Source organism: Mesorhizobium sp. C395A, assembly GCF_030323205.1.
GTDB lineage: Bacteria > Pseudomonadota > Alphaproteobacteria > Rhizobiales > Rhizobiaceae > Mesorhizobium.
Genome location: NZ_CP100473.1, coordinates 5,134,444 through 5,158,494, shown reverse-complemented (window position 1 = coordinate 5,158,494; position 24,051 = coordinate 5,134,444). Strand labels below are relative to the sequence as shown.

General features: G+C 63.2%; 22 protein-coding genes and 1 pseudogene. 16 read left to right on the top strand and 7 right to left on the bottom strand.

What is annotated here, in order from left to right; all coding sequences use genetic code 11:
* Window position 1: 1 nt before the first annotated feature.
* Window positions 2-409 (top strand): DUF2000 family protein, encoded by a 408-nt coding sequence (locus NLY37_RS25200; RefSeq protein ID WP_023742592.1) that lies wholly within the window; start codon window positions 2-4, stop codon window positions 407-409.
* Here the strand turns inward: NLY37_RS25200 and NLY37_RS25195 are convergent.
* Window positions 406-1,194: an alpha/beta fold hydrolase gene (locus NLY37_RS25195; protein ID WP_023711335.1), complete on the bottom strand. Its 789-nt coding sequence runs from the start codon at window positions 1,192-1,194 to the stop codon at window positions 406-408. The genes NLY37_RS25200 and NLY37_RS25195 overlap by 4 nt on opposite strands.
* A gap of 128 nt (window positions 1,195-1,322) precedes the next feature.
* Between NLY37_RS25195 and NLY37_RS25190 the strand changes: the two genes are divergently transcribed.
* From NLY37_RS25190 to NLY37_RS25170, 5 genes are all read left to right on the top strand, one after another.
* Entirely contained in the window at window positions 1,323-2,225 is a 903-nt protein-coding gene (locus tag NLY37_RS25190) for a LysR family transcriptional regulator (protein WP_023694713.1), read from the top strand.
* A 182-nt stretch (window positions 2,226-2,407) separates the two neighbouring features.
* Window positions 2,408-3,292 (top strand): DMT family transporter, encoded by an 885-nt coding sequence (locus tag NLY37_RS25185; protein WP_032889662.1) that lies wholly within the window; start codon window positions 2,408-2,410, stop codon window positions 3,290-3,292.
* Window positions 3,293-3,357: 65 nt separating this feature from the next.
* Window positions 3,358-4,380 carry a LacI family DNA-binding transcriptional regulator gene (locus tag NLY37_RS25180; RefSeq protein ID WP_023671355.1) on the top strand — a complete coding sequence of 341 codons (1,023 nt, stop codon included), beginning with the start codon at window positions 3,358-3,360 and terminating at the stop codon, window positions 4,378-4,380.
* Window positions 4,377-5,360, top strand: coding sequence for a 2-hydroxyacid dehydrogenase (locus NLY37_RS25175; RefSeq protein WP_023742593.1), 984 nt, complete (start codon window positions 4,377-4,379; stop codon window positions 5,358-5,360). The genes NLY37_RS25180 and NLY37_RS25175 overlap by 4 nt, the downstream gene beginning before the upstream one ends.
* A gap of 82 nt (window positions 5,361-5,442) precedes the next feature.
* Window positions 5,443-5,853 carry a hypothetical protein gene (locus tag NLY37_RS25170; RefSeq protein WP_023671353.1) on the top strand — a complete coding sequence of 137 codons (411 nt, stop codon included), beginning with the start codon at window positions 5,443-5,445 and terminating at the stop codon, window positions 5,851-5,853.
* 10 nt (window positions 5,854-5,863) lie between these two features.
* Here the strand turns inward: NLY37_RS25170 and NLY37_RS25165 are convergent, their stop codons facing one another.
* Window positions 5,864-6,637, bottom strand: coding sequence for a gamma-glutamyl-gamma-aminobutyrate hydrolase family protein (locus tag NLY37_RS25165; protein WP_023742594.1), 774 nt, complete (start codon window positions 6,635-6,637; stop codon window positions 5,864-5,866).
* 294 nt (window positions 6,638-6,931) lie between these two features.
* On the opposite strand from NLY37_RS25165, the gene NLY37_RS25160 reads away from it, so the two are divergent.
* Window positions 6,932-8,041: a TRAP transporter substrate-binding protein gene (locus NLY37_RS25160; protein ID WP_023671351.1), complete on the top strand. Its 1,110-nt coding sequence runs from the start codon at window positions 6,932-6,934 to the stop codon at window positions 8,039-8,041.
* A 216-nt stretch (window positions 8,042-8,257) separates the two neighbouring features.
* Here the strand turns inward: NLY37_RS25160 and NLY37_RS25155 are convergent.
* The 5 genes and pseudogenes from NLY37_RS25155 to NLY37_RS25135 all read right to left on the bottom strand — a co-directional run.
* Window positions 8,258-8,632, bottom strand: a pseudogene (locus NLY37_RS25155) (helix-turn-helix domain-containing protein); the annotation flags it as partial.
* 168 nt (window positions 8,633-8,800) lie between these two features.
* A complete protein-coding gene (locus tag NLY37_RS25150; protein WP_023742596.1) occupies window positions 8,801-9,829 on the bottom strand; it encodes a zinc-dependent alcohol dehydrogenase family protein in 1,029 nt (342 codons plus the stop codon).
* A 33-nt stretch (window positions 9,830-9,862) separates the two neighbouring features.
* A complete protein-coding gene (locus NLY37_RS25145) occupies window positions 9,863-11,641 on the bottom strand; it encodes a TRAP transporter large permease (protein WP_023742597.1) in 1,779 nt (592 codons plus the stop codon).
* Window positions 11,638-12,243 carry a TRAP transporter small permease subunit gene (locus NLY37_RS25140; RefSeq protein ID WP_023671348.1) on the bottom strand — a complete coding sequence of 202 codons (606 nt, stop codon included), beginning with the start codon at window positions 12,241-12,243 and terminating at the stop codon, window positions 11,638-11,640. Before NLY37_RS25140 ends, NLY37_RS25145 begins: the two co-directional genes overlap by 4 nt.
* Window positions 12,244-12,440: 197 nt before the next feature.
* Window positions 12,441-13,346, bottom strand: coding sequence for a branched-chain amino acid ABC transporter permease (locus tag NLY37_RS25135; protein ID WP_023683518.1), 906 nt, complete (start codon window positions 13,344-13,346; stop codon window positions 12,441-12,443).
* A gap of 89 nt (window positions 13,347-13,435) precedes the next feature.
* Here NLY37_RS25135 and NLY37_RS25130 point away from each other — a divergent pair, with 89 nt between their 5' ends.
* The 9 genes from NLY37_RS25130 to NLY37_RS25090 all read left to right on the top strand — a co-directional run bounded on the left by NLY37_RS25130 (window position 13,436) and on the right by NLY37_RS25090 (window position 24,048).
* A complete protein-coding gene (locus NLY37_RS25130) occupies window positions 13,436-14,047 on the top strand; it encodes a CGNR zinc finger domain-containing protein (protein WP_023683519.1) in 612 nt (203 codons plus the stop codon).
* Window positions 14,040-14,570 (top strand): hypothetical protein, encoded by a 531-nt coding sequence (locus tag NLY37_RS25125; protein WP_023671345.1) that lies wholly within the window; start codon window positions 14,040-14,042, stop codon window positions 14,568-14,570. Before NLY37_RS25130 ends, NLY37_RS25125 begins: the two co-directional genes overlap by 8 nt.
* A gap of 221 nt (window positions 14,571-14,791) precedes the next feature.
* Entirely contained in the window at window positions 14,792-18,262 is a 3,471-nt protein-coding gene (locus tag NLY37_RS25120; protein ID WP_023746549.1) for an indolepyruvate ferredoxin oxidoreductase family protein, read from the top strand.
* A gap of 91 nt (window positions 18,263-18,353) precedes the next feature.
* Window positions 18,354-20,669, top strand: a complete 2,316-nt coding sequence (locus tag NLY37_RS25115) for a putative bifunctional diguanylate cyclase/phosphodiesterase (protein WP_023714564.1) — start codon at window positions 18,354-18,356, stop codon at window positions 20,667-20,669.
* 166 nt (window positions 20,670-20,835) lie between these two features.
* The gene (locus tag NLY37_RS25110) at window positions 20,836-21,606 is read left to right on the top strand and encodes an N-acyl amino acid synthase FeeM domain-containing protein (RefSeq protein WP_023742599.1); all 771 of its coding nucleotides are present in this window, start codon (window positions 20,836-20,838) and stop codon (window positions 21,604-21,606) included.
* Window positions 21,607-21,705: 99 nt separating this feature from the next.
* Window positions 21,706-21,855: a DUF3096 domain-containing protein gene (locus tag NLY37_RS25105; protein WP_023671341.1), complete on the top strand. Its 150-nt coding sequence runs from the start codon at window positions 21,706-21,708 to the stop codon at window positions 21,853-21,855.
* 164 nt (window positions 21,856-22,019) lie between these two features.
* On the top strand, window positions 22,020-22,244 hold the full coding sequence (locus tag NLY37_RS25100; protein WP_023742600.1) for an aa3-type cytochrome c oxidase subunit IV: 225 nt from the start codon (window positions 22,020-22,022) through the stop codon (window positions 22,242-22,244).
* A gap of 101 nt (window positions 22,245-22,345) precedes the next feature.
* On the top strand, window positions 22,346-23,623 hold the full coding sequence (locus NLY37_RS25095; protein ID WP_023742601.1) for a Re/Si-specific NAD(P)(+) transhydrogenase subunit alpha: 1,278 nt from the start codon (window positions 22,346-22,348) through the stop codon (window positions 23,621-23,623).
* Complete coding sequence (locus NLY37_RS25090) at window positions 23,623-24,048, top strand: proton-translocating transhydrogenase family protein (protein ID WP_032885960.1); 426 nt, start codon at window positions 23,623-23,625, stop codon at window positions 24,046-24,048. Before NLY37_RS25095 ends, NLY37_RS25090 begins: the two co-directional genes overlap by 1 nt.
* Window positions 24,049-24,051 lie beyond the last annotated feature (3 nt).

Below are 24,051 nucleotides of genomic sequence, written 5' to 3'. Positions count from 1 at the left end.
GGTGTTCGATACGAAATTTGCAATCGTGCTGCGGGACGATCTCGCCGTCTGGCAAAAGCTCAACGTCGCCGCCTTCCTGACCAGCGGCATCGTCGCGCAATTCCCCGCCATTATCGGCGAACCCTACCGCGACCGCGCCGGCAACCTTTACAATCCTCTGTCGATCCAGCCGGTCATCGTGCTTTCGGCCGATGGGCCGACGCTCAACTCCATCCACCGGAAGGCGCTGGAGCGGGGCGTGACGGGGTCAGCCTATGTCGAGGAGATGTTTGCCACCGGCTTCGATGCGGCCAACCGCGCGGTCTTCGCCGAGTTCGGGCCTGAGGACGCCAAGATCGTCGGCATCGCGTTGCGTACCGACAAGAAACTCGTCGACAAGATCACCAAGGGCGCCCGCATGCACGCCTAATTCAGCAGGAAGCGTGTAACGGCGCTCATGAATTCAGTCGGCCGCTCGACGTTCAGCATATGGACGCCCGGAAGCAGTGTAAGCGTGGCGCCGGGGATGCTGGCTGCGATCGCCTCGCTGTGGCTTGCCAGCGTTACCTTGTCGTCTTCTCCACCGATCACCAGGGTGGGCGCGGTAATGAGGGAGACAGTCCGGCGCAGATCGCAATCGCGTACGGCGGCGAAGCATCCCGCGAGACCTTGGGGCGGCGTCGCCAGGACCATCGCGCGGAACGCGTCGACGGTTTCGTTTGGGCCGACAAGCATCGAGGCGGGAAACCAGTTGTGCATGAACATGTCCGCGGTGGCCGACATGTTGCTCGCTGCAAGGACAGTACCGATCTGCTCATCAAAGTAAGACGCCGGCCCGAGATGCGGCGAGGTGTTGGAAAGGATGAGACGCTCGATGCGGTCCGGGGCATGGATACCCAGCCACTGCCCTACGAAGCCGCCCAGCGACAGCCCGCAGAAATGCACGCGGGCGATCTGAAGCGCATCCAGCAGCTCAAGGACGTCGCGGCCCAGCCGATCGAGCGAATAGGCTCCGGCCGGAGCATCGGAACTGCCGTGGCCGCGCAGATCATAGCGCAGCACCCGGAAAGATCCGGCAAATTCCGCAAGCTGCCGGTCCCACATATGCAGGTTCGTCGCAATGGAATTCGAGAGCACAAGCACAGGGCCGGCCCCCGCCAGCTGATAGGCGATCCGGCAGCCGTCGCCCGTCGTAAAATAAAGCGTGTCAGTCATCTGGTCCTCATCTCACCCTGGCGAAAGGAGTTCGATGCTCCCGCCGCCCTTTGAATGAGCCACCCTAGGCCTCGTAATTATCCAGGAAAATTACTATGATTGGACAATCTCAGTAGGTTTTGACTATAATGAATGGTCTGAAACTCCACGACCTACGGTGCTTTGACGCCGTGGCAAGCGAGGGCAGCTTCCAGGCGGCCGCCCTTGCCTTGAACCGATCGCATCCATCCGTCTTCGCCGCTGTTGCACGCCTCGAGCAGTTGCTCGGGCTCACACTTCTCGACCGCAGCGGATATCGGGTGGGGCTGACGGAGGCGGGCCGCGAGTTTCACGCGCGAGCGCAGCTGACATTGCGCGAGCTCGACCATCTGCGAACCTATGCGGGCCAGTTGGCGAGTGGCGAGGAGACGGTCCTGCGTGTGGTCGTGGGTGATCTGTGCCCGCGACCGCAAATCCTGCCTATGCTCAGCGGCTTCTTTGCCGAACGCACCGGGACACGCCTGCACCTGGAGTACGAGGCGGTCGGCGGTCCGCTCGAACGGTTGATGGAAGGCGAGGCTGACCTCATCTTCCATCGCGCGGATCCTTCCGATCCGCATCTCGAGCGGATCCATCTCTGCGCGGTGCCCCTCGTGCCGGTGGTGGCACCTGGGTTCCTTCCGTTCGCGCCTGGCCGCGAGATTGCGCCGGAGCAGATGCGGCCCTTCACCCAGTGCGTGATCCGCGACACGGCGCGGCGGCCGTCGCCGGAGAGCTATTTCCTCGTCGACGGTGCGCATCAGTGCTCGGTGCCGGATCATCTGATGAAGAAGGAACTGATCCTTCACGGATTGGCCTGGGGCCATCTGCCGGCATGGCTGATCGAGGACGAACTGCGGGATAGGAGGCTGATCTCGATCGCTGGTGCACATCTGCCCGGCCGGACGGAGACCCTGGCGGCGGTGCGCCGGCGCGACCGACCGCATGGACCCGTCGCCCAGGCGTTGTGGCTTCATCTCCAGGCGCAAGTGGCATCCGGCGAGGCGCTTTAGCCGGCATAGGATCGGCCCGCGCTGAGCCTGCGCGCGGCTCCTGTTGTGCCAGTCGCTTTTGGCTTGCCGGGCGCTGGAGATTGCCGCAAAGGTTAAGCGTTGATCCTCCCTGCCCGGCCTGACATTTGAACGTTCCCGCAAGATCAGACGAAAGCGCAACGCCGCCCGCGGCGATGCTGTTCATGCTTTCCACCTATGTCTTTTTCACCTTTCTCGACACATCGAGCAAATATCTGGTGCTGGCCGGCGTCTCGGCGCTGATCGTCGCCTGGGCCCGCTTCACCGTCCATGTCCTGCTTGTCGGCGTTTTTCTGCGCGGCTGGCGCGAGCCGTCGCGCTTCCGCGCCAACAATCTGTCGGCCCACATCCTGCGCGGCGGACTGCTGTTCGGCTCGACCATGTGCAACGTCATGGCGCTCAAGACACTGCAATTGGCCGAGACCACCTCGATCTACTTCTTCGGCCCGATGGTGATCACCGCCCTTGCCGGACCGCTGCTTGGTGAATGGGCCGGCTGGCGGCGCTGGCTGGCGATCCTGTCGGGCTTTGTCGGCGTGCTGGTGATCACAAGGCCTGGCGTCGGCGTGTTCGGCGTCGGCCACCTCTTTGCGCTCGGCTCGATGCTGTCGAACAGTTTTTACGTCATCATGACGCGGCGCATGTCGGCCAGCGAAAGCTCGGAGAGCCTGATCCTGTTTTCAGCGCTGGCGCCGGCCGTGCTGCTTCTGCCGATGCTGCCGTTCTCGCATGGGCTGCCGCAGGATGGCTGGCACTGGTTTATCCTTGTGATGCTGGGTGTGTTCGGCGCCGGCGGCCACTGGCTGCTGGTTCAGGCCTACCGACTGGCGACCACCACGGCGCTGGCGCCTTACCCGTATTCGCAGATGGTCTGGATGATCCTGTCCGGCTGGATCATCTTCCATCAGTTCCCCGACCGCTGGACGCTGGTGGGTGCTGCCATCATCGTCGCCAGCGGCCTCTACATCATCCATCGCGAGCACCGTTTGCGGCTGCGCAATCGCACGACCGTCGATGTCGAGGCGGAGGCTCTGGCGAAAAAACTTTGATTTGCTCCGAATCCGATGGCATAACGCCGCATTTAAAAAATTTAAAAAACTCGGGGAGCGAAGGGCTGGCACAAAAGATCAAGCTTTCGACGATCGCGGATGCGCTTGGCGTCTCCACGGCCACGGTCTCCCTCGCCTTGCGCGACAGTCCACTGGTCGCAGGCGCCACGCGTGACCGCATCAAGGAGCATGCGCGGGCCATCGGTTATATCTACAACCGCCGCGCCGCCTCACTGCGCACCTCGCGCTCGGGGATTGTCGGCGTCGTCGTGCACGACATCATGAACCCGTTCTTCGCCGAGATCCTGCGCTCCATCGAAAGCGAACTCGATCGCAGCCGGCAGACCTTCATCCTGTCCAATCACTACGACCAGCTGGAAAAGCAACGCACCTTCATCGATACGCTGCTGCAGCTCGGCGCCGACGGCGTCATCATGTCCCCGGCCATCGGCACGCCGGCCTCCGACATCGTCATGGCCGAGGAAAACGGCCTGCCTGCGGTGCTGATCGCACGCAGCGTGGAAGGCGCCGACGTGCCGGTGTTTCGTGGTGACGATGCCTATGGCACGGCACTTGCCACCAATCATCTGATCTCGCTCGGGCACAAGCGCATCGCCATGATCGGCGGCACCGACCAGACCTCGACAGGGCGCGACCGCTACCAGGGCTATCTCAACGCCATGGAGGCCGCCGGGCTTGAGGTCAGGCCGTCCTGGCGCATCGCCGGGCCGCGCACCAAGCAGGGCGGATTCGAGGCGGCTGGACAGTTTTTGGCGCTTAAAGACAAGCCAACCGCCGCTTGCTGCTGGAATGATCTGGTCGCCATCGGCCTGATGAACGGCATTGCCCGCGCCGGCCTGGTGCCGGGCGCCGACATCTCGGTGACCGGCTATGACGATCTCGAGGAGGCGGCAATCGCGACACCGGCGCTCACCACAGTCTGGAATGGCCAGCGAGAGGTCGGCCGCCGTGCCGCCAGCGCGCTGCTCGACAAGCTGAACGGACAGGCGGTACGGCCGTCACAGGAACTGATCAAGCCGGAACTGCATGTGCGCCAGTCGACCGGCAAGCCGGTGGAGCGTGCATGACCAAGACTGATGCGTTGCAGACCGTCGCCGTTCTGGTGCCAGGACATTTCAACGACCATGCGGTCGAGCGCATCGACCGCACCTTCAAGCGGGTCAAGATAGAGCGCGCCGATCCCGCCCTGGTCACCGACGAGATGCGCCATGACGTGCGCGCCATTGCGTCCTTCGCCGGCGTCAATGCGGCATTGATGGATGCATTGCCCAACCTCGAACTCATCGCCTCCTTCGGCGTCGGCTATGATTCGGTCGATGCCGGCCATGCGGCCAAGAAAAACATCATGGTCACCAACACCCCCGATGTTTTGACCGAGGAGGTCGCCGACACCACGATCGGCCTTTTGCTCAACACCGTGCGTGAACTTTACAAGGCCGAGAAATGGCTGCGCGACGGCAGTTGGGTGAAGAAGGGCAACTATCCCCTGAGCCGGCTGACCTTGCGCGGTCGGCATGTCGGCATTTTCGGCATGGGCCGCATCGGCCTTGCCATTGCGCGCCGGCTGGAAGCGTTCGGGCTGCCGGTGGCCTACCACAACAGGCGCAGGGTCGAAGGTCTGGCTTATGAATACCACCCGACGCTGAAGGGCCTTGCCGAAGCGGTCGATACGCTGATTTCCGTAGTGCCGGGCGGCGCTTCCACGGAGAAGGCGGTCAATGCCGAAATCCTGGCGGCGCTTGGCGCCAACGGCGTTTTCGTCAACATCGGCCGTGGCAGCACGGTCGACGAGGCAGACCTCGCCGCAGCGCTTGCCAACGGCACCATTGCCGCCGCCGGGCTCGATGTTTTCGCCGATGAACCGAATGTGCCCAAGGCTTTGCTGGAGGCGCCCAACACCTCGTTTTTGCCCCATGTCGGCTCGGCCTCGCACCACACGCGCCGCGCCATGGCGGATCTGTGCGTCGACAATCTGGTATCCTGGTTCAGCGAGCGCCGGCCACTGACCCCGGTGCCGGAGACGGCGCAAGTCAAGCCACGAAGCTGAGCGGCTCTCTGCCACACTCGTTAACGTCGGCTTAACGCTTTGAAATCATTCTGCATCTGCGCCGGGGGGCGCGGAGTGCAAGATGACGAAACTTCCGGCATCGATTGCGGCAGCGGCACTTTTCGCCGGCTTTCAGCTGTTTCACGGCGGCAGCAGTGAAAGTTCGGCCAATGAAGCAAGGCCGGCAACCACCTTCAGGCTGGTCGCCAATGGCGACGAAGGCGACTGCGCGGTTAGCCGCGGCGCCGCGATTGACGATGGCCTGTCGCTGTTGACCGTGGCGCCGAATTGCCGCGGGCTGCTGCCCGGCATCGAGCGGGCAAAATTCTGGCGAGAGGGCGAGGACGGCACGATCGCGTTCAGCGCCGACGGCACCGACCCGATCGTCACCTTCTCGGTTGCGGATGGCGACGGCTACGAATCCTACGCTCCGGCCACGCCACTGCTGTCGCTGGCGACAACCGGCGAACGGGATCAATCCGCCGGCAATTGATCGCCGGGATTTATTCCGCCGCCGCCCGTGCACCGGCCTTCGCCGTCGCATGCAGCCGCACCGCATCGCCGAAGGCGCGGAAGATCTTGGCCGAGTTGTTGTCCGACTTGACCCAGTATTCGGGGTGCCATTGCACGCCGACGGCGAAGGCGCGGGCGTCCTTCACCGAAACTGCCTCCACCGTGCCGTCGCCGGCAACCGCCTCGACCTGCAGCTTCGAGCCGAGCCGGTCGATGCCTTGGCGGTGCAGCGAGTTGACCTTGATGTCGCCGGCGCCAAACACGCCGGCCAGGCAGCTGCCCGGCTTGATCGAAATGGTCTGGTGAATGGCGAAGCGTTCGTCCTGGTTGTCGCTCACCGGCGCGCGATGGTCGAGCGAGCCTTCGCGCTCCTGGATCTCGGTGCCAAGCGTGCCGCCCAGCGCAACGTTCAACTCCTGGATGCCGCGGCAGATGGCAAGCAGCGGCACGCCGCGCTCGATCGCCTTGCAGATCAACGGCAGCGTGGTGGAATCGCGCGCCGGGTCGTAGGGGCCGTTGGCCTCGCTGGCGTCGCCGCCATAGAGCGAGGGATGCACGTTGGACTTCGAGCCAGTGACCATGACACCATCGACCGAGGACAACAGCTCGTCGAAATCGAGCCGGTCGCCGAAGGACGGCACCAAAAGCGGGAACACGCCGGCGCCGGAAAGTGCTGCCTCGATATATTGCTGCGGGACGGCATGCCAAGTGTAGTTGTCAAACTGACGGACGTCGGTGGATATGGCGACGAGCGGCTGGTGCATTTGGGTCCGGATTCCATTTGGAGCGAAGCGAATTATCTATTGTGCCTGCAAAATAGGCGATCCGAAGGCGCTTTTCCATGGCAAGTTTCGCCATCTCGCATGGGCCACGCGGCGAACGTTAGACTATAGTTGCAGGCTGGCCGGCCGGCCCGCGGATTTGTCGCCAGCGCCGCCGTCAAATCCCGCTGCCATGCTGGACTCGACCCCTTGCCCGTGTATTGTTTCGGCAAATCGATACCGGGCGTGAGGAGACGTCCCTGATGTCGGTTTGTTGGTCCAAAAGGGAGGTTCTGCATGGATCGTCGTTCATTCATCCGCAAGGCCGGGGTCACCGGCGTGGGCGCAGCGGCGGCTGCCGCGACGCTAGCCGCACCGGCAATCGCCCAGTCCAATCCGAAAGTGACGTGGCGGCTGGCGTCATCTTTCCCCAAGTCACTCGATACGATCTATGGCGGCGCCGAAGTCTTCTCCAAGATGCTGTCTGAGGCGACGGACGGCAATTTCCAGGTCCAGGTCTTCGCCTCCGGCGAACTCGTACCCGGCCTGCAGGCCGCCGACGCCACCACGGCCGGCACCGTCGAGGCCTGCCACACGGTGTCATACTATTATTGGGGCAAGGACCCGACATGGGCGCTCGGTGCGGCGGTGCCGTTCTCGCTCAACGCGCGCGGCATGAATGCCTGGCACTATCATGGCGGCGGCATCGACCTGTTCAACGAGTTTCTCGCCACGCAAGGCCTGTTCGGCCTGCCCGGCGGCAACACCGGCGTGCAGATGGGCGGCTGGTTCCGCAAGGAGATCAACACGGTCGCCGACCTCTCCGGCCTAAAGATGCGCATCGGCGGCTTTGCCGGCAAAGTTGTGCAGAAGCTGGGTGTCGTGCCGCAGCAGATCGCCGGTGGCGACATTTATCCGGCGCTGGAAAAAGGCACGATCGACGCCGCCGAATGGGTCGGCCCCTATGACGACGAGAAGCTCGGCTTCTACAAGGTCGCGCCCTACTACTATTATCCCGGCTGGTGGGAAGGCGGCCCGACCGTCCATCTGTTGTTCAACAAGGCCAAGTACGAGGAGCTGTCGCCCGCCTACAAGTCGCTTGTGCACACCGCCGCGCAGGCGGCGGATGCCAACATGCTGCAGAAATACGATTTTCTCAATCCTGCAGCGGTGAAGCGGCTGGTGGCCGGCGGCGCGAAATTGCGCCCGTTCAGCCAGGACATCATGGCCGCCTGTTTCGAGAAGGCCAATGAGGTCTACACCGAAATGGAAGCCACCAACGCGCCGTTCAAGAAGATCTGGGACTCGATCAAGGGCTTCCGCAAGGAGCACTATCTGTGGGCCCAGGTGGCCGAGTACAATTACGACACCTTCATGATGGTCCAGCAACGCAACGGCAAACTGTAGGCTGGGATCTGCCCCTTCTCCCCGTCACTATACGGGGAGAAGGTCCCGGCAGGGGGATGAGGGGCGGCGCAAACTTCGGCGATTGATCGCCTTGGGCTTGGTAGCCGCCCCGAAATATAGCTTATCTTTCCAAGCGTTGACGCTGCCCCTCACCTGCCTGCCGGTGTCCAGCCGATAAATGGGTAACACTTTGAACCGGATACATAGCCGTGGCCGCTTGCGAGCGCTGACAAGCCCATGTCGCGCAAGGATCGCACCGACCGTCGAGGCTGAAGGCCACATGAACTCGGGAGCCGTGCGCCTGAGCCGCGCCACGATCTTCTTTGGCCCCCAGAGCGGATGCAACTCCTTGGCCGCCACAATCCGCTCAACCAGATCCTGAGCTGTCGCCCGGCCATGATTGAGCGGGGCTCGCGGCAGGTCGTGCAAACCCTCAGGCCCAAACGTCCGATAGCGTCCTAGCCATTTGTAGCCGTTCTTGCGTGAGATCCCGTAGGCCGCACAAAGCGCAACCATCGTCTCATCCCCAGAAAGACACTCCACAACAAACCGTAGCCGCTCGTCCATGATGCCAGTCTCTCGCCAAACCATCGCCCGTCCTCCGGCGGACAAGAAAACTGTCACCCATGCTATCGGTCCATTCTGTTACCTATCTATCCGGTTCGGACACCGGCATCCTCTCCCCGTATAGTGACGGGGAGAGGGGCGCGGTCATCGCCGTTTCGCCAATCGCCAACGCCGCAGGATTGAGGCTGCCCTTCATTCCCTGCCCGGCACCACCAACACCTTGACCTCGCCGGGCGCTGCCGGATTGGCGATCACCGAGGCGGCTTCCTCCAGGCCGACCTGCCTTGAGATGAGCTTGTCGATCTCGATTGCGCCGGACGCGACAAGGTCCGCCGCCCGCCTGTGGGTGAAGGGATTGATGAACGAGCCGAGAACCTTCAGCTCGCGAAACAGGATGTCGAACGGTTCGAAGGGCACTTTCACGCCTTGCGGCATCACGCCGACGATCACCACCGTGCCGCCGGACTTCGCCAGCCGCATCGATTGTTCGACGGTATCGGGGACACCGGCGCATTCGAGCACCACGTCGGCCCCGCCGGGCACAAGGCCGGCTGGGCCGGCGATCGCCTCGATCGGGTCGACCGCGCTTGGGTCGACCGTCGCCGTTGCACCGAGCTCTTCGGCGAGCGCACGGCGGGAGGCCTGCCGCGTCGACAGGATGATGGTCGCCGCTCCTGCGAGCCTCGCCAATTGCACGGTAAGCAGGCCGATGACGCCGCCACCAAGCACCACCACGGCAGCGCCGGGTCTGATTCCGGCGAGGTCGACAGCGTGCAGGCAGCAGGCCAGCGGCTCGCAGAAGGCGCCATGCGTTGGCTCGAGGTTCGCAGGCAGAAGAAAGGCCTGGCTCTGCGGCATCACGACATAGTCGGCGAAGCCGCCGTCGCGATGGATGCCGATGGCCCTGAGATTGCTGCACAAATTGACCCGGCCAGCCCGACAATGACTGCAGCGTCCGCAGAAGATGTTGGGATCGCCGGTAACACGGTCACCGATGGCGATGCCGGAAACCGCATCACCGACAGCCTCCACGATGCCGCAGAATTCGTGACCAAGCGTCACCGGCGGGCTTGAAGGGAATTCGCCGTGGAGGAGGTGACGGTCGGTGCCGCAAACGCCGCAGGCTTCGACGCGCACCAGAACGTCCTGCGGTCCCGCAACAGGCTTGTCGACCTCCCGTACCGCAATGCTGCCCACGGCTTCCAGGCGCACGGCTCTCATAACATCCTCACTCAGGTTCTCAGTGTTCACACATCAGTTGAAGTTCGGCGGCTGCGACAGGTCGGTCGCCGGCGCCGCCGGCTTGGCGGGCGGCGTCTCGCCGAAATTCGGCGGCTGCGAGAGATCGTTCGACGGTGGCGCCGCGAGTGATGGGCCACCGTTGGCTGGTGGTGGTGTGCCGAGAGGCGCAAGGCCTGGCATATCAGGCAAGTTGATCTCGATCGTTCCCGGATCGACGGCCGCACCCTTGTAGCGCATGACCATTTGCGGGAAGGCGATGGTCAGCCCGATCATGATCACCTGGATGCAGACGAAGGGCACGGCGCCCCAATAGATCTGGCCGGTGGTCACCGGCGCGATCTGCTTGCCGGTGAGGCGATCGAGATAGGGCACGCGCGCGGCGACAGAGCGCAGGTAGAACAGCGCAAAGCCGAAAGGCGGGTGCATGAAGCTTGTCTGCATGTTGACGCCGAGCAGCACGCCGAACCAGATCAGGTCGATGCCGAGCTTATCGGCTGCCGGCGCCAAAAGCGGCACGATGATGAAGGCGAGCTCGAAGAAATCGAGGAAGAAGGCGAGCACGAAGACCAGGATGTTGACGCCGATCAGGAAGCCGACTTCGCCGCCCGGCAGCGACGTCAACAAATGCTCGACCCAGACGTGGCCGTTGACGCCGTAGAAGGTCAGCGAGAACACCCGCGCGCCGATCAGGATGAACAGCACGAAGGAGGAAAGCCTGGTCGTCGAAGCCAGCGCCTGCTTGATGACCTCCAGCGACAACCGCCCCTTCATTGCCGCCATCGCCAGGGCGCCAACCGCGCCCATGGCGCCGCCCTCCGTCGGGGTTGCGATGCCGAGGAAGATGGTGCCCAGCACCAGGAAGATCAGTGCCAGAGGCGGGATCAAAACGATGATCACCTGCTGCGCCAGCCTGGACATCATGTTGATGTTCAGGCCCTTGTCGGCGATCGCCACGATATAGATCAGGATCACGCCGATGCTGGCGCCAAGGATATCGGCATTGTCGCCATGCGCCGGCGCAAGGTAGCGATAGGCCGCATAGGAAGCCGCGACTGCCACCAGCAGTGCCGCGAGCAGCGACAGCACGCCGTGGCCAAGCGTGCGGGCCGCCAGCGGCAACGCCGGCATCGAGTTCGGCCGGACGATCGACATGATCAGGATGTAGAGCGTGTAAAGGCCGGTCAGCACCAGGCCGGGGATCAGCGCGCCGGCATACATGTCGCCGACCGAACGGCCGAGCTGGTCGGCCAGAACGATCAGCACCAGCGACGGCGGGATGATCTGGGCGAGTGTGCCGGATGCCGCGATGACGCCCGACGCCAGTCGTCGGTCATAGCCGTAGCGCAGCATGATCGGCAGCGAGATAAGTCCCATGGCGATGACCGACGCCGCCACGACGCCGGTGGTTGCTGCCAGCAGCGCACCGACGAAGATCACCGCATAGGCAAGGCCGCCGCGAACCGGGCCGAACAGCTGGCCGATCGTGTCGAGCAGGTCCTCGGCCATGCCCGATCGTTCCAGCACGATGCCCATGAAGGTGAAGAACGGGATTGCCAAGAGCGTGTCGTTCGACATCACCCGGCTGCCGTAGAAATTGTCGGGCAGCGCATGCAGCAGCGGCCACGCCAGGTTGATCGAGCCGCCCGAATAGGGCGACAGCACGACGCCGATGAAGAAGAACATCAGGCCGTTTGCGGCGAGTGAAAAAGCGACGGGATAGCCGATCAGCAGGAAGATGATCAGCGAAGCGAACATGATCGGCGCCATGTTCTGGGCGATGAACTCGATCATGGGCGCGCCTCCTGGGCGAGCGCCTTGGCTTCTTCGGCAAGGGCTTTCGCCTCGAGCTCGGCCTGTTCGTGCACCGAGATGAACGGATTGGGATCGTCCATGTCGCCGCGCATGATGGCGATCTTCTTGATGATCTCGGAGATGCCCTGCAGCGCCAGCAGAAAGAAGCCGACGAGCAGGATCGCCTTGGCCGGCCAGATGATCAGGCCGCCGGAATTGTTCGACATTTCGCCGCTGCGGAACGACAGCGACACGTAGGGTATAAAATAGATCACCATCAGCGTCACGAACGGCATCAGGAAGAAGACATGGCCGAGCAGGTCGATCCAGTGCTGCACGCGGCGCGACCACATGCCGTAGACGATGTCGATGCGGATATGGTCGTTCTGTTTCAGCGTGTAGGCGGCGGCCAGCATGAAGGCGGCGCCGAACAGGTACCACTGCAGTTCCAGCCAGGCATTCGACGAGACGTCGAAGACCTTGCGGATGATGGCATTGGCGGCGCTGACCAGGATTGCCAGCAGGATCAGCCACGATATCCACCGGCCGATGAACTCGTTCATACGGTCGATCGTTCTGGATAGAGCGAGCAGCCCTGCCATGCATTTCCTCCCTGAGGTCGAAGGCGCGCCGGCTCCCCTATTTTCCGTCGCGCCGCTGTGGCCCAACGGTATGCCGTGCGTGGTTCGGCGGGTCAACATGGCATGGGCGCGATCAACGCCGTCGTGACGGGAGGCAGGGGATAAGTGCCGACCGGCTGCTGCGTCATGCAACCAAAGTCTGACAGCGGATGCGGCGATCAGGCGATCTTCTGCTGGTCGCGGCCGGGACCGATCAGCACAAGTGCCGCGACCAGGAACAGATACATCCAGCCATCGCGCCATTCGATCGGGAAATAGCCGGCCCATAGCGACTCCGTCATGCCGAAGGCGGCCGCACCGAGCGCCGCCCGAGGCGGAGAGAGATAGCCGCCCACCGCCGTCACGAACAGGATTTTCAGCCCGTAGACGAGGCCGGAGCCGAAGCTGACATTGCCGTAGTAAAGGGCGGCCATGATTCCGGCCAGCGCGGCGCAGAAACCGCCGAACAGCACCGCATGCCGGAACACTGCGCGCACGTCCACGCCGCACATGGCAGCCGCTTTGGGATCGTCGGAGACGGCGCGCCAACGGCGACCGAAGCCTGAGCGGGCAAACGCCCATGCAGCGAGCATGATCGCTGCCAGAACCACCGCGCAATCGATGAGCTGGATCAGCGTCAGCGTCGCCTGGAAGCCGGCATCCTGAGCGAAGACAATGGGTTGCGCCAGCATCGGCGGCAGCCACCAGTCATGCGTGTCGGCGGCGATACGGCTTGCTTCCGACAGCACGAGCAGGATGCCGAGCGTCGTCACCACAATGGCATTGGGCGTGCGGTCGGCCAGCGGTTCGAAGACGCTGCGCGACAGCACGTGGCCGATCAGCGCGGCATAAAGGAAAGCCGTGACGACGCCGAGCACTACTGCCGCCAGCAAGGTCAGCCACAATACCTGATAGCCGAAGGCCACGGTCAGGATCATCGTCTGGCCGCAAAAGGCGAACAGCGCGCCATAGGCGAGATTGGTCCGGTGCAGGATGCCGTTGGTCAGCACGTAGCCGAAGGCAAGCAGCGCATAGAGCGCGCCGGAATGCAGCCCGTTCAGCACCTGCTGGAAGAAGTAGAGCATAGACAGCTTTCCGGGCGCTGGAGCCCGCGCCAATGTTTGCATCCTAGAATCTAACTTGTCAAATGCGGTTTATCGGTTAGATTTCTGATATGACGGTATCTTGGACCCCGCATCGCTTCACCGGCGGCATTCTTGCGCTCGATACGGCCAACACCGTGGTGTTGCGCAACGATCCGGAAAAGACCTTCGACCGTTTTGACGATCCGGCCGAGATCGCGCGCTTCGCCGATGCCGCAAGCGGCTTTCGCGGTGCCGAGCTTGGCGGCAGACCGCTGGAGGCGACCTCGCCGGACAGGATCGCCCCGGTGGTGCTGGCGATCCGCGAGACGACCGACTGCCTGTTTCGCGGCGCGGTGTCGAAAGGTGCGCTTGCCGCCGGCGACCTCGCCGCTTTTCTCAAGGCCTGCGCCAACGGCCTCGACCGGAGCCTGGCCGAAATCGGCGCACCGGGTAGACCGTTCGGCGACCCATCGACGCCGATCGCGTTCGAGGCGGCGCTGGCGGTTTCGGCCTTGTCGCTGCTGCGCGACGACACGGTCGCCAGGCTCAGGATCTGTCCCAATTGCAGCTGGCTGTTCGTCGACAGGAGCCGCAATTCCAGCCGCCTTTGGTGCGATATGGCTGTGTGCGGCAACCGCCAGAAAGCAAGCCGTCACTATCGCCGCCGCCGCACGGCGCCCCATGAGGTCAACAATGCCTAGGGTTGTTTTTCGTTCGATCCTTGTCGGTGCTGCGCTCATTGCAGCCGTTGCGCTTGGCGCCTGCCGCGACACCGGCGGCGACGGCAAGCTGTTCGAGGTTTCCGGCAAGGTCGTCGTCTTCAACTACCGTCTCGCCCGGGCGACCTATGTCGTGACGCTGCGGCCCCTGCAGCCGATGGGCGAAGGCCAGGTTGCGGTCGCCAGTTTCCAGAATCCGGCCGGCGGTCCTCCCCTGGTGATCGAGCAGAAGGTCTGGCCGAAGCTCGACAAGGTCAGCCTGGAAAGCCCGGCGCTGACCTGTATCGTCAAGGACAAGCCCTATGCGATTTCGATCAGCATCAGGGGTCCTGACGGCACGTTCCTGCAGAAGATCGACACGACGCTGATGTCGAGCGAGGACCAGTCGATCCTTCCCGACCGGCCGCTGGTGGTCGACCAGCTCTATACGGCCAATCCCGATCTTGCCGGCCATCCCGACGGCAAGCTGCCGGGTGAGCCGAAGCCGGATTGCTCGAAAGGCTGACGCGTCTTTGCCCGGCGCGACTGCGTGGAAATTTCTGGTCGCCGGACAACCGCCGCGGACCGATTTCGTGCCGAATACGCGACGGCAGCGGATCGTTCGTTGCGCTTTGCCTGGCACTTTCGATTTCGTTTGACCTGCCTTGCAAGCGGAGAAAGACTGCGCCATCTCACTCCTACGTTGGCTGCGCGCCCCCGGTGCTGTCTCCGCAGAGGAAATGCCTGATGACGCTGCACGACGTCGCGCTCGACGACAAGTTCGATCTTGGTAAGGAGCGCATCTTCCTGTCCGGCGCACAGGCGGTCATCCGCATGCTTTTGATGCAACGCGAGCGCGACCGCCGGGCCGGCCTCAACACGGCCGGCTTCGTGTCCGGTTATCGCGGCTCGCCGCTCGGCGGCCTCGATATGCAGCTGTGGCGGGCGAAAAAGCAGCTGGCGCAGGCCGACATCGTCTTCCAGCCCGGCCTCAACGAGGAGCTTGCCGCCACCGCCTGCTGGGGCTCTCAGCAGACGGAATTAATGGGCGAAGGCAAGCATGACGGGGTGTTTTCGGTCTGGTACGGCAAGGGACCGGGCGTCGACCGCTCCGGCGACGTTTTCCGCCACGCCAATCTCGCGGGAACGTCGAAGTATGGCGGCGTGCTTGCGCTGATGGGCGACGATCATATGGCCGAATCATCGACCAATGCGCACGCCACCGAATTCCTGTTCGTCGACACCATGGTGCCGATCCTCAACCCGGCCGGCGTTCAGGAGATCATCGACTACGGCCTCTACGGCTTTGCCATGTCGCGCTTCGCCGGCACCTGGGCGGCTATCAAATGCGTCAAGGACAACATCGAATCCACGGCCTCCGTCGATGCCGCGCTCGAGCGCCTGAACATCGTCGTGCCGGAGTTCGATATGCCGCCCGGCGGCCTCAACATCCGCGATGAGATCGACATGCTCGGCCAGGAGGAGCGGCTGCATGAATACAAGCGCGCCGCTGCATCCGCCTTCATCCATGCCAACGGCCTGAACCGCATCGTCTATTCGGGCGGCCGCGCGCCGAAGCTCGGTATCATCACGCTGGGCAAGAGCTATCTCGATGTCCGCCAGGCGCTGGAAGACATCGGCATCGACGAGGCCGCCGCCAACCGCATCGGCATCCGCCTGTTCAAGGTCGGCTGCCCCTGGCCGCTCGACCTGCAGCATATCGCCGAATTCGCCCGCGGCCTCGATACCATCGTCGTCGTCGAGGAGAAGCGCTCGCTGATCGAGGTGCAACTGCGCGAAAACCTCTACGGCACCGCCACCCAGCCGATGATCGTCGGCAAGAAGGACGAGCGCGGCGACTGGCTGTTCCCGGCCAAGGGCGCGCTCGACCCCAACGAGATCGCCATTGCGCTGGGCGAGCGCATCCTGCGCACAATCGGCCCTTCGGAAGAGATCACTGCAAAGGTGGCAAAGCTGCGCCAGTTCCAGGCGATGCTTGCCGACACCAGCGATATCGGTTCGCGCACGCCGTTCTTCTGCTCCGGCTGCCCGCACAATTCCTCGACCAAGGTGCCGGACGGCTCGATCGCCGCCGCCGGTATCGGCTGCCATTTCATGGCGCTGTGGATGGACCGCAACACGGTCGGCTTCACCGCCATGGGCGGCGAGGGCGCACAATGGGTCGGCCAGGCGCCATTCTCCAAGCGCGGCCACATTTTCCAGAATCTCGGCGACGGGACCTACAATCACTCCGGCACGCTGGCGATCCGCTTCGCGCTGTCGACCGATGCCAACATCACCTACAAGATCCTCTACAACGACGCCGTCGCCATGACCGGCGGCCAGCCGCATGAGGGCGGCCTGACTGTCGACATGATCGCCAGGCAGGTGCGCGCCGAAGGCGTCGAGCGCATCGCCATCGTCACCGACGAGCCGGACAAATATGCGGGGAAGGCCGAATTCCCCTTCGGCGCCACCATCCACCACCGCGACGACCTCGACCTCGTTCAGCGCGAGCTGCGCGACGTCAAGGGCGTCTCGGTGCTGCTCTACGACCAGACCTGCGCCGCCGAAAAGCGCCGCCGCCGCAAGCGCGGCACCTTCCCGGATCCCGACAAGCGGGTCTTCATCAACGAACTGGTCTGCGAGGGCTGCGGCGATTGCGGGGTGCAATCGAACTGCGTCTCGATCCAGCCGGTCGAAACCGAGTTCGGCCGCAAGCGCAGAATAGACCAGTCGAGCTGCAACAAGGACTTCTCCTGCGTCAACGGCTTCTGCCCGTCCTTCGTCACCGTGCACGGCGCCAAGATCAGGAAGGCCGAAGGCATTGCCGGGCGCTCCGACCCGCTTGACGGCGTGCCGGTGCCAGCCGAATTCCCGCTCGGTAGCGAGGGTTGGGCGGCGATCATCGACGGCGTCGGCGGCACCGGCGTCGTCACCATAGGTGCTGTGCTCGGTATGGCCGCCCATCTCGAGGACAAGGGCTGCGGCATGATCGACATGGCCGGCCTCGCCCAGAAGGGCGGTTCGGTGTTCACTCATGTCCGCATCGCCCGCACGCCGGACGACATCCACGCGATCCGCGTTTCGGCCGGCAAGGCCGACCTGGTACTCGGCTGCGACCTTGTCGTGTCCGGCGCCAAGAAGGTGCTTGGCGCGGTGCGCGAAGGCCATACCATCTTCCTTGCCAACACCGCCGAGATCATGCCTGGCGAGTTCGCCCGCTCGGCCGATTTCTCGCTGCCCATCGAGCGCCTGAAGAAGGCGATCCGCGCTGCCGCTGGCGACGACAAGACGCATTTCTTCGACGCGACGGGCACCGCCACCCAATTGTTCGGCAATTCGCTCGGCGCCAACATGTTCATGCTCGGCTTCGCCTTCCAGCATGGCGGGCTGCCGCTGTCGGCGCAAGCCGTTGAAAATGCAATCGAATTGAACGGCGAGGCGGTGGCGATGAACATCGCCGCCTTCCGCTGGGGCCGGCGCGCCGCGCATCAGCCGGAGTTTGTGCGCGGCCTGGTCGCCCAGCCGGGCAAGGCCACTGAGATCGCCAAGACGCTGGACGATATCATCGCCCGCCGCGTCGCTTTCCTCTCTGCCTATCAGAATGCCGCCTATGGCAGGCGCTACGCCGAGAAGCTGGCGGTTTTGCGTGCTGCCGAGGCCAAGGCCGTGCCTGGCTCGACCGCGGTGACCGAGGCCGCCGCCAGAAACCTGTTCAAGCTGATGGCGATCAAGGACGAATATGAGGTGGCGCGGCTCTACACCGACGGCTCCTTCGCTATGGAGCTCTCAAAACAGTTCCAGAGCTACGAAAAGCTCGAATTTCATCTGGCGCCGCCGATCATGGGCAGGCGCGGCAATGACGGCAAGCCGAGGAAATCGAGCTTCGGCCCGTGGATGATGAAGGGATTTCGCCTGCTGGCGGCGCTGAAAGGCCTGCGCGGCACGGCCTTCGACGTGTTCGGCTACAGCACTGAGCGGCGCATGGAGCGGCAGCTTCTGGCCGGCTATGAGGCCGATCTGGAGCTTGTCGCCAAAGCACTTGCGCCAGGCAGGATCGAGGCCGCCATCGCCCTTGCCTCGGTGCCGGCGCTCATTCGCGGCTACGGCCATGTCAGGCAGGCCAGCGCCGAAAAGGCGGCGGATGAACGAAATCGCCTTCTTGAACGATTCAAGTTGCCGGTGCAGCCAAGCGCATTACAAGCCGCTGAGTAGCCAAAAGGGCCGGAAAAACAGGCCCTTCAGCGCGAGCTAAAGGTTTTTTAATGGGACTATGCCAAGGCTGTGGTTCAGTTGGGCGCCAGTAATGGGCAGAACAAAGACCGATAACATCCCTGTGGATGTTTATATCCAGTTTGTGCGCTCGTTGTTTGACAACGCGCATATGCTGGTCATTGGCGCGCTTTGCCACGCAACCGCCAGCCTTATGGTCTATTGGCGCAACGGCCAGCCTGTCTTCCTGGTTCTTGCCGGAGCACTGCTTGGCATCGGCGTTTGGCGGTATTTCAGCTTGCGGCGGTTCCATCGCCTGGGTGGTTCCATCCACGATGCCTTGGATGCGACACGATGGGAGCGCGAATATATCCTGAACGGCAGCATCCAGGGGCTGATGCTGGGCCTGTTCTGCTTCATTTCGATCTATGTCTACTCGGATGCGTATGCCGAGATCGCAGCGCTCGCCATAACGCTTGGCTCTCTGGTCACGGTCGTAGGCCGAAACTACGGCTCGCCCCGCATGGTCACGATCTTCGCGGTAACCTTCGTCGGGCCGATCGCAGCAGCCCTTATCCTCAGGTTTGACATCCCCAGTGTCGTGCTTGGGCTGCTCATCATCCCGTTCATGTTCATCATCAAGGGCAGTGCCGACCATGTGCGCAACGTGCTGTTCTCGGCCGTGGTCGGGCATAAGCAGGCGAGGCAAATCGCGCAGCGCTTCAACCGCGCACTCAACACCATGTCGCATGGCCTGGTCATGCTCGGACCCGACGGCAAGGTCGTGGTCGGCAATGCCGAAGCAGCGCATCTGATGTCGCTGCGCTCGCCCGACCAGCTGCTCGGGCGGTCGATCCATTCGCTGCTCCTGCGCGGCGTTGCGGGCGGCATGCTGGCGCCGAAAGACTGCCGCTATGTCGAAGCGCAGCTGACGCGCGCGTTGCGCGAAGGCCGTGACCGCAAGGTGCTGGTCTCCTTCTCCAATGGCCAGCACTACGAGTTCTCGGCCCGCGAGGGCAATCAGGACCTCGGCGTCATCACGTTCGAGGACGTCACCGCCCGCGTCGAGTCCGAAGAAAAGATCCGCTTCATGGCGCGCTATGACAGCCTCACCGGCCTGCCGAACCGCGCCTATTTCCATGAGCTCGTCGGCGAGGCCATGGCGTCGGGCAGCCGCGACCGGCTGTGCGCCCTGGCGGTGCTCGATCTCGACGATTTCAAGAGCGTCAACGACACACTTGGCCATCCAGTCGGCGATGGGCTGATCTATGCCGTTGCCGAGCGACTGGCGGCCGTCGCCGGGCAAGGCGTCAATGTCAGCCGCTTCGGCGGCGACGAGTTCATGATCTTCTTCGACCGCGTCGAGGATGAAAGCCATCTGACCGGCCTGCTCGACCAGATCTTTGCCGATCTGCAGGGCGAAGTCGATGTCGCTGGTCACAGCCTGCGCATCCAGGCAAGCGCGGGCGCCGTGCTGTCCAGGGTCGAGGACACCGATGTCGACGCCATGATCGTCAAGGCCGATCTGGCGCTCTACAAGGCCAAGGAACTCGGCAAGAACAACTGGCGACTCTTCGAGGCGGCGATGGATGCGGCGTTCCGCAACCGCCAGATGATGAAGGCCGACCTGCGCACGGCTGTGGAGGGCAAGGCCTTGCGGGTGGTCTATCAGCCCATCGTGGCGATGAACACCATGCGCATCGCCAGCTGCGAGGCGCTGTGCCGCTGGGATCATCCCGACCTCGGGCCGGTTTCGCCCAGCGTCTTCATTCCGCTGGCCGAAGAAATGGGCATCATTTCCGAGATCAGCACCTTCGTGCTCGCGGCGGCCTGCGCCGAATGCGCCAAATGGCCCGCACAGACCAGCGTGTCGGTCAACCTTTCGGCCAAGGATTTCCGCAGCCGCGACGTCGTCCAGAAGGTTCGCGACGCGCTTGCCACTTCGGGGCTCGCCGCTGGCCGCCTCGAGATCGAAGTCACCGAAACCGCGCTGCTCGACGACAAATCGCTGACGCGCCAGTATATCGAGGAACTGAAGCAGCTTGGCGTGCGCATCGCGCTCGACGATTTCGGCACCGGCTATTCAAGCCTGAGCTACCTCCACAAGCTGCCGCTAGACAAGATCAAGATCGACCGTTCGTTCCTGATGGACGTGACCCAGAACAAGCGTTCGCTCGATTTGTTGAAGGGCATCGTCGACCTGACCCGCGTGCTCGGGCTGACCGTCACCATCGAAGGTGTGGAAACGTTCGAACAGCTGAAGATCCTGGTGCATTCGGTGAAACCCGACCTCGTCCAGGGCTTCCTCTTCGGCGCAGCTCTCAGCGCGTCCGGCATCGAAACGATGTCCAATGTGACCTGGCCCTTCGCCGCGGAATTGCGGCCCGTCGCCAAACTCGCGACCACATGAAGCCCAACCTTTAAATCGCGCTTGAAAGCCGTCAAAAAGCTGTGTATTGCCAAAACGTTAACCTATTGTTAACGTTAATATTCGGTAAACACAGACGATTAGAGTTTCATCTTCTTGTTCATTCGGTCGTCCGGTATGGTTTAGTTGCGACGGCACGAGGGTAACAATGGAGACTCAGCTAGCAGGTATGCCTCTGGTGGCTTCTAGGGCCACCGCTCAGTCTCCTTCGGTGTTTTCTCGTCATATCATGGACGTCCTGGAGCACGTCGAGTATCGCCTTTGCGACGGTGCCGAGGATTTGGAAGCCATCTATCGACTTCGCTACAAATCCTACCTTCATGCTGGCATGGTGAAGCCCGATGCCTCGCGTATGGTAAAGGACGACTTCGACGATCTGCGCAATTCCTACCGATTTGGCGTGTTCTTCGATGGTGTTCTGGTCAGCACCATCAGAATCCACTACGCCTGCGCGAAATACCCTGTTTCCCCCAGCACCGCCGTGTTCGGCGACACGCTTGCGCGGCGGCTGGCAGTTGGCGAGACGTTCGTCGATCCAAGCCGTTTCGCTGCCGATATCGAGTGGTCGACCAGCCTGCGCGTGCTGCCCTACGTGACGCTCAGGCTTGCGGTCGTAGCTTGCAGCCACTTCAAACCGACATATTGCCTGACGGCGGTCAAGGAAGAGCATGCCGGCTTCTATCATCGCATCTTCCGTTCCGAGCAGGCGGTGCCCCCGCGCATCTATCCCGGTCTCACCGTTCCCGTGCATCTGTTCCAGTCGAAGTGCTCCGAAAACATGCAGGCGACGCTGGATCGCTTCCCGTTCTTCAACTCCACGCCGTTCGAGCAGCGCATGCTCTTCCAACGCCCCAAGAGCGGCGAACTCGCACCGCTAACCATCCTGCCCACCGCCAAGTTTTTCCGCGAAGCCGCCTGACACCACTGAAGCCTGCGTAATTCGGCACGCGAGCTCTGGAGCTTTCCCGCCGCTTCCGCGTTCTGGACGACGCCGACGCGGCCATAGAAAGGAACCGACATGCATATTCCCGAGCTAGCACTGACCCCGCTGATCTCGCTGATTGCCGGCGTGCTGATCCTGGTGATGCCGCGGCTGCTCAACTACATCGTCGCGCTCTATCTGATCGTCATTGGGCTGCTCGGGCTGTTTCCGCATCTAGCCGGTTGAAACGCAAAACCCTCAACGTTCGACGTTAGGCCGCCGACAAGCCCTACCGCCGGCTTTCAACATTCCTTTGAGGCTGTTGTCACTGGTCGTGCGGCAATAGCGCCATTGCTCTTGGCCCGGCTTTTCGCTATGTGCCTCAAAGATGTCTTCGAAGGGGTATTCCTATGGCTGATCACACGCCGACCGGTCCTGTCGAACTGGGCGCGAAGATGGACTATGCCGAACATGACCGCACCTATCATGGCTTTCTGGCGCTGGCCAAATACGGCTCGCTGTTCTGCGGCGCCCTGCTCCTGGCCATGGCTTTCGGCTTCTTCGCAGGCGGCTTCTTCTCCGCGACCACCCTGTTCGTGCTGATCCTCGCCCTCGGCGCCTTCATTCTCCGATAGTCTCTTCAGACCCTTGCCAAGGGCGTAGCCGGACATCCGGCCGCACTCTTTCGCAAAGCCGCACTCTTGCGCAAACAGGTTCCAGCCGAAAGGATCATGCGGTGGGACAGACGGTTTTCATCCCTCGCGAGCTCGATGCCAGCGAGCCTCGTGTCGCGGCCTCGCCCGATACCGTGAAGCGGCTGGCGGCGCTGGGCTTCGACGTCACCGTCGAGACAGGCGCCGGCACCAGGTCGCGCATTCCCGATGAGGAGTTCGCCAAGGCGGGCGCCGCGATCGGCAAGGCTTCGGATGCGAGCCGGGCGGATGTGGTGCTGAAGGTGCGCCGGCCGACCGACGCCGAGCTGAAGGGCTACAAATCGGGTGCGGCGGTCATCGCCATCATGGATCCCTACGGCAATGATGCCGCGGTCGCGGCGCTTGCCGAGGCTGGGGTCACCGCCTTCTCGATGGAGTTCATGCCGCGCATCACCCGGGCGCAGTCGATGGATGTGCTGTCGTCGCAGGCCAATCTCGCCGGCTACCAGGCCGTGATTGACGGCGCATCGGAGTATGACCGCGCGCTGCCGATGATGATGACTGCGGCCGGCACCGTGCCGGCGGCGAAGATCTTCATCATGGGCGTCGGCGTTGCCGGCCTGCAGGCGATCGCCACGGCGCGCCGTCTCGGCGCTGTCGTCACCGCCACCGACGTTCGTCCCGCCGCCAAGGAACAGGTGGCGTCGCTTGGCGCAAAGTTCCTCGCCGTCGAGGACGAGGAGTTCAAGGCGGCCGAGACCGCCGGCGGCTACGCCAAGGAAATGTCGAAGGAGTACCAGGCGAAGCAGGCAGCGCTCACCGCTGAGCACATCGCCAAGCAGGACATCGTCATCACCACGGCGCTGATCCCCGGCCGGCCGGCGCCGAAGCTGGTGTCGGCGGCGATGGTCGCCTCGATGAAGCCGGGTTCGGTGATCGTCGACCTCGCCGTCGAGCGCGGCGGCAATGTCGAAGGCGCGGTTGCGGGTCAGGTGGTGACGACGGCCAACAACGTTAAGATCGTCGGCCACCTCAACGTGCCCGGCCGCGTCGCCGCATCGGCCTCGCTGCTCTACGCCAGGAACCTGTTCGCCTTCCTCGAGACGCTGGTCGACAAGACCAGCAAGACGCTCGCCATCAACCGCGAAGACGATCTGGTTAAGGCGACGATGCTGACCGACGCTGGCCGCGTGGTGCATCCGGCCTTCGCCAAGGCGGCGGAACAGCCCCATATCGAACCGGCGGCCATTCCGGCCGAGACCATGGTGGCTGATGCCACGCCGAAGAAGGCTGCACCGAAAAAGGCGTCCGACAAAGCCACTGCCGGCAAGTCCGCCGCCAAGCCGAAGGGGATCGCGTGATGGATCAGACCTTGCAGAAAGCCCTCGATCAGCTCGACCAGGCAAGTGCCGCCGTCCGGCTGGCTGTGCAGAACCTGGCCAACGCGCCCGGTGGCGCCGATGCGGCGGGCGATGCCGCGCACGCACTGTCCGGCGGCGCCATCGATCCCTTCGTCTTCCGCTTCGCCATCTTCGTACTTGCGATATTCGTCGGATACTACGTCGTCTGGTCGGTGACGCCGGCGCTGCACACGCCGCTGATGGCGGTCACCAACGCCATCTCCTCGGTCATCGTCGTCGGCGCGCTGCTGGCCGTCGGCATCTCGGCCTCCGGCATTGCCACCGGCTTCGGCTTCGTCGCGCTGATGCTGGTCTCGGTCAACATCTTTGGCGGCTTCCTGGTCACCCAGCGCATGCTGGCCATGTACAAGAAGAAGGACCGGTAGAGA

Excerpts from the sequence above, each read along its gene's own strand:
- NLY37_RS25160 (WP_023671351.1), top strand. The coding sequence starts at position 6,932 with ATGGATCGTCGTTCATTCATCCGCAAGGCCGGGGTCACCGGCGTGGGC.
- NLY37_RS25150 (WP_023742596.1), bottom strand. The coding sequence starts at position 9,829 with ATGAGAGCCGTGCGCCTGGAAGCCGTGGGCAGCATTGCGGTACGGGAG.
- NLY37_RS25100 (WP_023742600.1), top strand. The coding sequence starts at position 22,020 with ATGGCTGATCACACGCCGACCGGTCCTGTCGAACTGGGCGCGAAGATG.
- NLY37_RS25195 (WP_023711335.1), bottom strand. The coding sequence starts at position 1,194 with ATGACTGACACGCTTTATTTTACGACGGGCGACGGCTGCCGGATCGCC.
- NLY37_RS25190 (WP_023694713.1), top strand. The coding sequence starts at position 1,323 with ATGAATGGTCTGAAACTCCACGACCTACGGTGCTTTGACGCCGTGGCA.
- NLY37_RS25185 (WP_032889662.1), top strand. The coding sequence starts at position 2,408 with ATGCTTTCCACCTATGTCTTTTTCACCTTTCTCGACACATCGAGCAAA.
- NLY37_RS25115 (WP_023714564.1), top strand. The coding sequence starts at position 18,354 with ATGGGCAGAACAAAGACCGATAACATCCCTGTGGATGTTTATATCCAG.
- NLY37_RS25175 (WP_023742593.1), top strand. The coding sequence starts at position 4,377 with ATGACCAAGACTGATGCGTTGCAGACCGTCGCCGTTCTGGTGCCAGGA.
- NLY37_RS25165 (WP_023742594.1), bottom strand. The coding sequence starts at position 6,637 with ATGCACCAGCCGCTCGTCGCCATATCCACCGACGTCCGTCAGTTTGAC.
- NLY37_RS25120 (WP_023746549.1), top strand. The coding sequence starts at position 14,792 with ATGACGCTGCACGACGTCGCGCTCGACGACAAGTTCGATCTTGGTAAG.
- NLY37_RS25105 (WP_023671341.1), top strand. The coding sequence starts at position 21,706 with ATGCATATTCCCGAGCTAGCACTGACCCCGCTGATCTCGCTGATTGCC.
- NLY37_RS25140 (WP_023671348.1), bottom strand. The coding sequence starts at position 12,243 with ATGGCAGGGCTGCTCGCTCTATCCAGAACGATCGACCGTATGAACGAG.
- NLY37_RS25125 (WP_023671345.1), top strand. The coding sequence starts at position 14,040 with ATGCCTAGGGTTGTTTTTCGTTCGATCCTTGTCGGTGCTGCGCTCATT.
- NLY37_RS25130 (WP_023683519.1), top strand. The coding sequence starts at position 13,436 with ATGACGGTATCTTGGACCCCGCATCGCTTCACCGGCGGCATTCTTGCG.
- NLY37_RS25145 (WP_023742597.1), bottom strand. The coding sequence starts at position 11,641 with ATGATCGAGTTCATCGCCCAGAACATGGCGCCGATCATGTTCGCTTCG.
- NLY37_RS25110 (WP_023742599.1), top strand. The coding sequence starts at position 20,836 with ATGGAGACTCAGCTAGCAGGTATGCCTCTGGTGGCTTCTAGGGCCACC.
- NLY37_RS25135 (WP_023683518.1), bottom strand. The coding sequence starts at position 13,346 with ATGCTCTACTTCTTCCAGCAGGTGCTGAACGGGCTGCATTCCGGCGCG.
- NLY37_RS25090 (WP_032885960.1), top strand. The coding sequence starts at position 23,623 with ATGGATCAGACCTTGCAGAAAGCCCTCGATCAGCTCGACCAGGCAAGT.
- NLY37_RS25170 (WP_023671353.1), top strand. The coding sequence starts at position 5,443 with ATGACGAAACTTCCGGCATCGATTGCGGCAGCGGCACTTTTCGCCGGC.